This window comes from Pallidibacillus thermolactis, from assembly GCF_025660415.1.
Lineage (GTDB): Bacteria > Bacillota > Bacilli > Bacillales > Caldibacillaceae > Pallidibacillus > Pallidibacillus thermolactis.
The window spans coordinates 31,311-40,166 of the sequence record NZ_JAOUSE010000028.1; the positions used below are offsets into that span (position 1 = coordinate 31,311).

Below are 8,856 nucleotides of genomic sequence, written 5' to 3' on the forward strand. Positions count from 1 at the left end.
AAATAGTGATTATAAATTGAATAAGTATTAAAAAAAATACATGAGTGAGGCGAAGATATTGTCAATTCCAAAAAACCCATTATCTTTGATGAAACAATGTTATAAAAAAATATTCCCAATCGTTGATGAAGAATTAAAACGCTGGAATAGAAAAGCGGAGGCAATTCCGAATCGGGAATTGAGAAAACAAGCATTAAATAGCCAAAAAAATAAACGATTTCATTGTGAAGGTGGAGCGATACTCGGCTTATTAGCAAAAGAAAAATATAAAGAGGCCATTTCATTTATTGTTGCTTATCAAACGATTAGTGATTATTTAGATAACCTTTGCGATCGTTCGACATCCCTTAGTCCTCTTGACTTCCGTACACTTCATCAGGCTATGTTTGATAGTGTTACAATTGAAAATGGGTGCAAAAATTACTATCGTTATCGGGAAGAACAAGATGACGGTGGTTACTTACAAGAATTAGTGAAAACATGCCAAACGGTTTTGAAGAATGTAAAAGGCTATCCTATCATTCGCAAGCATTTAATCGATTTATGTCAATATTATTGTGATTTACAAGTACATAAACATGTAAAAGAAGAAGATCGATTGCCTCGGTTAAAAAATTGGTTTATAGCCAATAAGAGCTCTTTGCCTGATATAAATTGGTTTGAGTTTGCTGCTTGTTCGGGTTCTACGTTAGGAATTTTTTGTCTTGTCTCTTATGCATGTCAGGAAAATTTTACTCGTAAGCAGGCTCAGACCGTTCGTAATGGATATTTTCCTTATATTCAAGGTTTACATATTTTATTGGATTATTTCATTGATCAAGAAGAAGATAAATTAGGAGGAGATTTAAATTTTTGTTCTTATTATGAAAGTCATGAAGAATTATTGAATCGATTCCAATTATTTATAGATGAAGCGGATAAACATGCACGTTTACTCCCTGATCGAAAATTTCATCAAATGATTAATCGAGGTTTATTAGGACTATATTTATCTGACAGAAAAATCCAATCACAAGAAACGGAACTGTTGGCAAAAAAAATCCGAAAACATGGTGGCTGGATTAGTCAATTTTTTTACATGAATGCAAAAATTTATCAACGAAAACAGACTAAAGTATAGGTTGTATACCATTACTAGCCGTTTATAATTTCAAAACGGCTATTTTTTAACTCTAAATGTCAACTTTATATTTAAAAGGTTGACAAAAAGGTCGGTTGTCTATTATTTTTAGATTGTTAATAATATTTTGGAGGTGCCGTTATATGAAGGGAAAATTAAAAACAATTGAAATAACCCTAATTAGTTTATTCGTTGTTTTGATTGCAATTGGTGCTAATATTACCACTATTGCACCGTTTTTAATCGTAGGTGGTGTTCCCATTACGTTGCAAACCTTTTTTGCAATTTTAGCAGGATTAATACTTGGATCAAGACTTGGGGTGATGGCAACAACTGTTTATATGATTGGTGGACTCATAGGACTTCCTCTGTTTGCACAATTTAGAGGTGGTATTGCTGCTCTATTTTTCCCAACATTCGGATTTATTCTTTCCTTTATACTCGCAGCCTTTGTTTGTGGAAAAATAGTCAAAAATAAAAAGACAGTTACACCTTATATTATTGCAGCGTTAGTAGGTACTGCCATCAACTATGTAGTTGGAACAAACTGGATGTATTTTGCCTATTTAAATTGGGCGCAAGCTCCGGAAGGATTTTCTTACGGAATGGCTTGGCTATGGATGATAGCACCGCTGCCTAAGGATATTATTTTAGCGTTTGTTGCTGGTATTATTGCACATCGTATGCACGTATCTGTTTTAACAAAGGGTCAATTTCAACATTTACGTACAGGGGCATAAATAACTTTTGCTTCAAAAATTAGTTCTGTTGTTAAAGGGGAAAATGGAATGGGAAATTGGAAAGAATTAGCCTATGAAGTTTTAAGTGGAAAACAATTATCGAAAGAAGAAGCCTTTCGTATTTTGAAGTCACCAGATGAGGAATTACTTGAATTACTTCATGCTGCTTATATAATTCGTCATCATTATTATGGTAATAAAGTGAAATTGAATAAAATAAAGAATGTGAAATCGGGAATTTGTCCTGAAAATTGTAGTTATTGTGCTCAATCGAGTATTTCTAATGCTCGGATTGAGAAATATACAATGTTGGATAAAGCAAGTATTGTGGAAGGGGCTAAAAAAGCCTATGAAATGCAAGTTGGTACATATTGTATTGTAGCAAGTGGTAGAGGACCAAGCCAACGTGAGCTTGATACGGTGACAGCGGCTGTACAGGAGATTAAAAAACGTTTTAATTTAACCGTTTGTGCTTGTTTAGGTATCCTTAACTCAGAACAAGCTTTGAAACTAAAAGAAGCGGGTGTTGATCGTTATAATCATAATATTAACACGTCGGAAAAACATCATTCTGCTATAACGACTTCTCATACATTTGACGATCGGCTACATACGTTTAAACATGTAAAACATGCTGGTATTTCACCCTGCTCTGGAGTTATTGTCGGGATGAAGGAAACAAAAGAAGATGTAGTAGATATGGCTTTTAGTTTAAAGGCACTAGACGCAGATTCGATTCCGGTAAATTTCTTACATGCAATTTCAGGTACGCCATTAGAAGGAACAAATGAATTAAATCCAAGATATTGTTTAAAGGTGCTTGCTCTCATGCGCTTTGTAAATCCAACAAAGGAAATCCGAATATCCGGTGGACGTGAAGTAAATTTACGAACTTTACAACCGCTTGGTTTGTATCCAGCAAACTCCATTTTTGTTGGTGATTATTTAACGACAGATGGACAAGAAGAATCAACAGACTTTTTAATGTTAAGGGATCTAGGTTTTGAAATAGATTTTAAAGAAGTTACTGAGAATAATTGCTAATATATATATATAAAGTTCGCCTATATAGGTTGATGGCGAACTTTTTTATTGTCGAAAATTATCTTCGTTTTTCAACAGCAATAATAAACGGAGGATTATTTCTCTGGTTTAAAAACTGATAACAAAGAACATGGGCTTTTTGTTGATCGATATTTTTTACATAATCGACCAATGCTTCTTTTTCAACATCGCCACCAGGGTGACCATGATACACGACGAAAACGATTATCCCTTCTACAGCCATTATATCTAATAATTGTTCAAGCGCTTGAATGGTTGTTTCTGGTTTTGTTATGACACGATGGTCCCCTTTTGGTAGATAACCAAGATTAAAAATAGCCCCTTTTACGTGACCATGGAAATGTTTCGGAATATACTTTTTTATATTTTCATGACCTGCTTGAAAAAGTTCTACATTATCAGTTAGTTGTTCTTCTTGCAGCCGTTTTTTTGTTCTTTCAATCGCTTCCTTTTGAATATCGAAACCATAAACTTTACCAGTTGGACCGACTAGCTTAGCTAAAAATACTGTATCATTCCCATTGCCAACTGTTCCATCGACAACAATATCACCATTTGAGGCAGCTTTTTCCATTAAAGTATGTGAATAAGGAAGTATTCGCTCAAGTTTCATTTGTTAATCGCTTCCTTTTCAGCTTTGTCACTATAAAATTTTCCTTGAAAGCTGCCACGTTGTTCCAATTCTTTATCAATAGCATTTAACACACTCCATTTATTTATGCTCCACATCGGTCCGATCATTAGATTCGCCGGACCATCTCCAGTAATTCGATGGACGATCATTTCAGGTGGAAGAATTTCTAACTGGTCACATATGAGATTAACATATTCTTCAAAGGATAGAAATTTTAACATCCCTTTTTCATATTGTTTGACCATAGGAGTGCCTTTCAATAAATGGAGAAGATGAATTTTAATCCCTTGTACGTCTAATTTTGCGACTGTTCTTGCTGTTTCCATCATCATGTCATAATCTTCCTGTGGTAAGCCGTTAATAATATGGCTACAAATGCGAATATTATGTTTACGAAGCTTTTCAACCCCTTTTATGTAGCATTCAAGATCGTGGGCTCGGTTTATTAATTTTGCAGTATTTTCATGAACGGTTTGCAATCCTAATTCAACCCATAAATAGGTTCGTTCATTTAATTCTGCCAAATATTCAACAACATCATCGGGAAGACAATCTGGTCTAGTTGCAATCGATAATCCGACAACACCTTCCTGTGCGAGGGCAACTTTATATTTTTCACGCAATACTTTAACCGGAGCATGCGTGTTTGTAAAGGCTTGAAAGTAGGCAATATATCTCCCGTTTTTCCATTTTTGATGCATTTTATTTTTTATTTCTTGAAATTGTAAATCAATTGGTTTTGCTCGGTCACCAGCAAAATCTCCTGATCCGGCTGCGCTACAAAAGGTACAACCTCCATAAGCAACTGTACCATCTCGGTTTGGACAGTCAAAACCTCCATCTAACGGAACTTTAAATACTTTTTCACCAAAGTGATTTCGAAGATGATAATTCCACGTATGGTATCGCTTATTATCCACTGAATATGGAAATGGATTCATAGAAAAACTTCCCTTCAAAGTTTGTGGCTTTTTAAAGCATCAATGTCAAGATGTTATTCAATTCATTTTACCATTATTCCCAAAAAATTTATAACAACTAATTTCAATAAGAGCAGATAATAGTTTTGAAAGAGATTTCCCTCTTTCATTTGATTCGATTTGGTTTTGAGGGGGGATACAATGACAACACGTGAATCATTAGAACGATTTATAAGCGAATGTCAACAGACAATGGATTATGCCCGTGCCCATTTAATCGAAGGATCACGACAACAACATTACGATGATGTAGGTTACACAAATGCACAACTTGAACTGGAAGAATGCTACAATGAGCTAATGAAATTGTACCAGTCTGCAAATGCCCAGCAACGGGAACAATTACATCGTTTGCGATTACAAATACAAGCATTGCAAAATGAAATGACCTTACTCGAATATTAAGTTTAAAAAAGGAGAGGACTTCATAATGTCCTTTCCTTATTATTTTGACTTTTAAGAATTTTTTATTTGCAATCATAATAGAAAACGTAATATTGTATACATATATATAGTTTTTTATTTTCTGAATTTTTAGGTTGGAGGAGGGAATGAAATGTACAATTTTGATCTACCAGTTGTGGAATTTACTGAAGAACAAAATAACTTTAGACAAGAAGTACGGGCGTTTTTACAGAAAGAAAAAGATAAAGGTACATATGAAACAAGGTGTGATTCTTGGCTCAACGGGTTTAATCCCGAGTTTTCCCGAAAACTCGGTGAAAAGGGATGGATTGGGATTACATGGCCAAAAAAATATGGTGGTGCAGAAAGAAGTGCAATTGATAGATATATTGTAATCGAAGAATTACTTGCAGCAGGCGCGCCTGTTGCCGGACACTGGATTGCAGACCGTCAATCAGGTCCTCTACTTTTAAGGTTCGGTACAGAGGAACAGAAAAACTTCTATTTACCGAAAATTGCGAAAGGTGAATGTTATTTTGCGATTGGGATGAGTGAACCAAACTCCGGTTCTGACCTTGCATCTGTCAGTACACGAGCTGAGAAAACAGATGGCGGCTGGATTTTAAATGGTTCAAAAACTTGGACAAGCGGTGCTCACCATGCCCATTATATGATCGTTCTTTGTCGCACAAGACCAAAGGATCCAAATAATCGTCATGCCGGTTTAAGCCAATTAATCGTTGATTTATCTGCACCAGGAGTTAGTATTCGTCCGATTAAATATTTAACGGGAGCCGCCCATTTTAATGAAGTTTTTTTTGAAAACGTTTTTGTTCCAGATGAGAATTTAGTAGGTCAAGAAGGCAATGGTTGGAAACAAAATATGGCAGAGCTTGCTTATGAAAGAAGCGGGCCTGAGCGTATTTTAAGTACATTTCCACTTTTAGAAGAATTAATTCAAGAATTAAAGAAAGAGAAAGATCTCCCTCGTTTAACAGAATCTATGAAACTAGTAGCTGAATTAAATAGTCTTCGTCAAATGTCTGTTGGGGTAGCTCAATATTTAGAGGAAGGTAAAGATGTAGCGATAACAGCAGCGTTAATTAAAGATATGGGAACGAAATTTGAAAAATATGTCGCTGAACTAACAAGATTACTCGTTAATCGAAAGCCTTCATTAGATTCGAAAAACCGTATTGAAAAATATCTAGCCCAATCAATTTTACATGCTCCAGGTTTTACTTTACGTGGCGGAACGACCGAAATTTTAAGAGGAATTGTAGCGAAAGGAATGGTGGCTCAATGAGTGATATGAGGGATCTAATGGTTGAGTTAGCCGAGAAAATTTTAAAAGAAAATTGTACAAAAGAATTAATTGATCAGGCTGAAGACGGCACATGGCAACAAAAGTTGTGGGACTTACTAGAAGAAGCAGGCATCTTTACGATCGGAATACCGGAGGAAAACGGTGGAACTGGTGGTGATTATGCTGATGGTTTTCACATTTTAAGGTTAATAGGAAAGTATGCTGTTCCTTTACCGGTTTCAGAAACATTAATCGTCAATTGGTTATTGCATGATTCAGGCTTTCAGACGGAAACCGTACCGACAACTCTTTCAATAAAAAACGACGAACATATTCATATTTACGAAAAAGAGAATGGTTTCCATGTTTCGGGCACACTTACTGATGTATCGTGGGGAAGATATGCGAAAAAGCTTTTGACCTTGGCAAAAATAGGAAATGAAACTCATCTCGTATTATTACCTTTAGAAAATGTACAGATTGAAAAGATGAATAATCTTGCAGGGGAACCGATGGATACGATTAAAATTGATCAATTGGTTGCACAATTGCAATTGAAAGTTGTTGACGAGGCAGCGTTAATTGAAAGAGCTCAACAAATACTAGCTTTATCAAAAGCTGTCATGATAAGTGGTGCGATGGAAATTATATTAGATATGACCGTTCAATATACGAGAGAGCGTGAACAGTTTGGACGACCAATTCATAGACAACAAGCGGTTCAACAATACTTAGCGATTTTAGCAGGAGAAACGGCAGCTTCTCTAACGATCACAAATAAAGCGATTGAAACTTTCCAACAAAATAATGATGTTTATGAACTAGCTAGTGCAAAAGTGAAAACAAATGAAGCTGCTGGCAAAGTTGCCGAGCTTGCCCATCAAGTTCATGGTGCCATTGGCGTTACCCATGAACATCGTCTCCATCAATTAACGAGAAGACTTTGGTCATGGCGTGAAGAGGTAGGGAATGAAAATGACTGGGCCGAAAAGTTAGCAATCAAGTTTTTAAATAGTGAAGACGCTACGTTATGGGAGTTTTTAACAAGAACGAACAGTAAAAAATCCAGTGGCGTAAAAGTAAAGGATTAATCGTGAGAGTAGGGGGAGGAAAATGGCTGATTTATTATTTTCTGTTGAAAATACGGTAGCTAAAATTACGTTAAACCGACCAGATCGCATGAATGCATTCAGTGATGAAATGATCAATACTTGGATTGAAGCGCTTGAGACGGTCCGCGATTCAGATGAAATACGTGCTGTCATTGTTTCCGGCAATGGCAAAGGTTTTTGTGCTGGCGGCGATATTAAAGAAATGGCGAAGGGGAACGGATTTTTTAAAAGTGAGGAAGATATATCAAGTACGGGACTGGCTCGAAAAAATTCCCTTTGGAAAAAAATTCAAAGAATTCCATTATTGCTTGAAGAAATTGACAAACCCGTAATTGCCAAGGTCCATGGCTTTGCCTTCGGAGCCGGCTTAGATATGGCATTAATGTGTGACATACGAATTGTAGCAGAAAGTACGAAACTATCCGAAAGCTATGTTAATGTTGGTATCGTTCCGGGGGATGGAGGAGCTTATTTTCTTCCTAGATTAGTTGGAGTAGATCGTGCATTAGATATGTTGTGGACAGGAAGAGTTCTTACTGCAAAAGAGGCAAAGGAAATGGGGTTAGTAACCTTCGTTGTTCCAGATGAAGAATTAGATCGTTTTACAGAACAATATATTCAAAAATTAATAAGTGGACCACAGCAAGCAATGAGACTAACGAAACGGGCAGTTTATCAAAACCGGAATATGGATCTCAGATCGTCATTAGATATGATTTCTTCGTTTATGGCTATTGTGACGGAGCTAGATGATTATAAACAAGGTGTACAAGCGGTTGTTGAAAAAAAGAAGCCAAAGTTTGATTAATCTAAGTTAAGGATTTGAAAACTAAAGGAGTTGAAAAGGAAAATAATTTTTCTTTTCTTTGCTTTTACATCACTATTAATTTAGTGGTGTACTTTTTTGGCTTTAGCTTAAGATCATTTTAACGAAAAAATATATTTTCTTTAGAAAAGGCATGCCCAATTTAAGATAGTGGTAACTTATGTTATAACTACAAGTCTAAGGGAGATTGAAATTGTTTATATATGTCCTTTTTAACGTAGATGGAACTATATCGAAAAAGATTGAAGGATTTGAAGAAGCTGACTTTGTTTTGTAAACACCAAAAGAAATTCACGATTTAATTAGTATGTAAAGATAATGGATGTTAAACTTTGCTTTGATTCATTATCGTGATGAACTTTTTAAAAAATATAGCATTAAGTTATCTATTAAATAAACTGGTTATGAGTATAGTTTTATTTATATTTGGTATAATAATAATGGATCTACGTCAAGTTTTTGGACACAAAAAGATTAAGTTTTTTTGCACAACAACCATTCATGGATTGTTCCACGTCCCAAGTAGATTGTCAAAGTGAAAAGAGCCTTTGACAATCTACTTGGGACGTGGAGAAATAAACCCATGGCTGTTGTGCCAAAAAAATGTGAAGGGGGAAGTGGTTCTGTACCCCATGTTTTACGCTGCTATTCGGCACATTTTTTCGTAT

General features: G+C 35.6%; 9 protein-coding genes. 7 read left to right on the top strand and 2 right to left on the bottom strand.

Annotated features, from left to right (window positions below; all coding sequences use genetic code 11):
• The first annotated feature begins 58 nt into the window (after positions 1-58).
• The 3 genes from OEV82_RS09935 (at position 59) to bioB (ending at position 2,904) form a co-directional block, all read left to right on the top strand.
• Entirely contained in the window at positions 59-1,120 is a 1,062-nt protein-coding gene (locus OEV82_RS09935; protein WP_263061772.1) for a tetraprenyl-beta-curcumene synthase family protein, read from the top strand.
• A gap of 143 nt (positions 1,121-1,263) precedes the next feature.
• A complete protein-coding gene (locus tag OEV82_RS09940) occupies positions 1,264-1,860 on the top strand; it encodes a biotin transporter BioY (protein ID WP_263061773.1) in 597 nt (198 codons plus the stop codon).
• Between the two features lie 48 nt (positions 1,861-1,908).
• Entirely contained in the window at positions 1,909-2,904 is a 996-nt protein-coding gene (gene bioB / locus OEV82_RS09945) for a biotin synthase BioB (RefSeq protein ID WP_263061774.1), read from the top strand.
• A gap of 58 nt (positions 2,905-2,962) precedes the next feature.
• Here bioB and OEV82_RS09950 read toward each other — a convergent pair whose 3' ends face one another.
• Positions 2,963-3,538: a tRNA (mnm(5)s(2)U34)-methyltransferase gene (locus OEV82_RS09950; RefSeq protein WP_173662458.1), complete on the bottom strand. Its 576-nt coding sequence runs from the start codon at positions 3,536-3,538 to the stop codon at positions 2,963-2,965.
• Positions 3,535-4,500, bottom strand: a complete 966-nt coding sequence (locus OEV82_RS09955; RefSeq protein ID WP_263061775.1) for a TIGR01212 family radical SAM protein — start codon at positions 4,498-4,500, stop codon at positions 3,535-3,537. The genes OEV82_RS09950 and OEV82_RS09955 overlap by 4 nt, the downstream gene beginning before the upstream one ends.
• Positions 4,501-4,680: 180 nt before the next feature.
• On the opposite strand from OEV82_RS09955, the gene OEV82_RS09960 reads away from it, so the two are divergent.
• The 4 genes from OEV82_RS09960 to OEV82_RS09975 all read left to right on the top strand — a co-directional run bounded on the left by OEV82_RS09960 (position 4,681) and on the right by OEV82_RS09975 (position 8,170).
• A complete protein-coding gene (locus tag OEV82_RS09960; protein WP_263061776.1) occupies positions 4,681-4,944 on the top strand; it encodes a YtzC family protein in 264 nt (87 codons plus the stop codon).
• A 151-nt stretch (positions 4,945-5,095) separates the two neighbouring features.
• Positions 5,096-6,250 carry an acyl-CoA dehydrogenase family protein gene (locus OEV82_RS09965; RefSeq protein ID WP_173662461.1) on the top strand — a complete coding sequence of 385 codons (1,155 nt, stop codon included), beginning with the start codon at positions 5,096-5,098 and terminating at the stop codon, positions 6,248-6,250.
• A gap of 17 nt (positions 6,251-6,267) precedes the next feature.
• Complete coding sequence (locus OEV82_RS09970) at positions 6,268-7,341, top strand: acyl-CoA dehydrogenase family protein (protein WP_263061777.1); 1,074 nt, start codon at positions 6,268-6,270, stop codon at positions 7,339-7,341.
• A gap of 22 nt (positions 7,342-7,363) precedes the next feature.
• Positions 7,364-8,170, top strand: coding sequence for an enoyl-CoA hydratase/isomerase family protein (locus tag OEV82_RS09975; protein ID WP_263061778.1), 807 nt, complete (start codon positions 7,364-7,366; stop codon positions 8,168-8,170).
• The last annotated feature ends 686 nt before the right edge of the window (positions 8,171-8,856 follow it).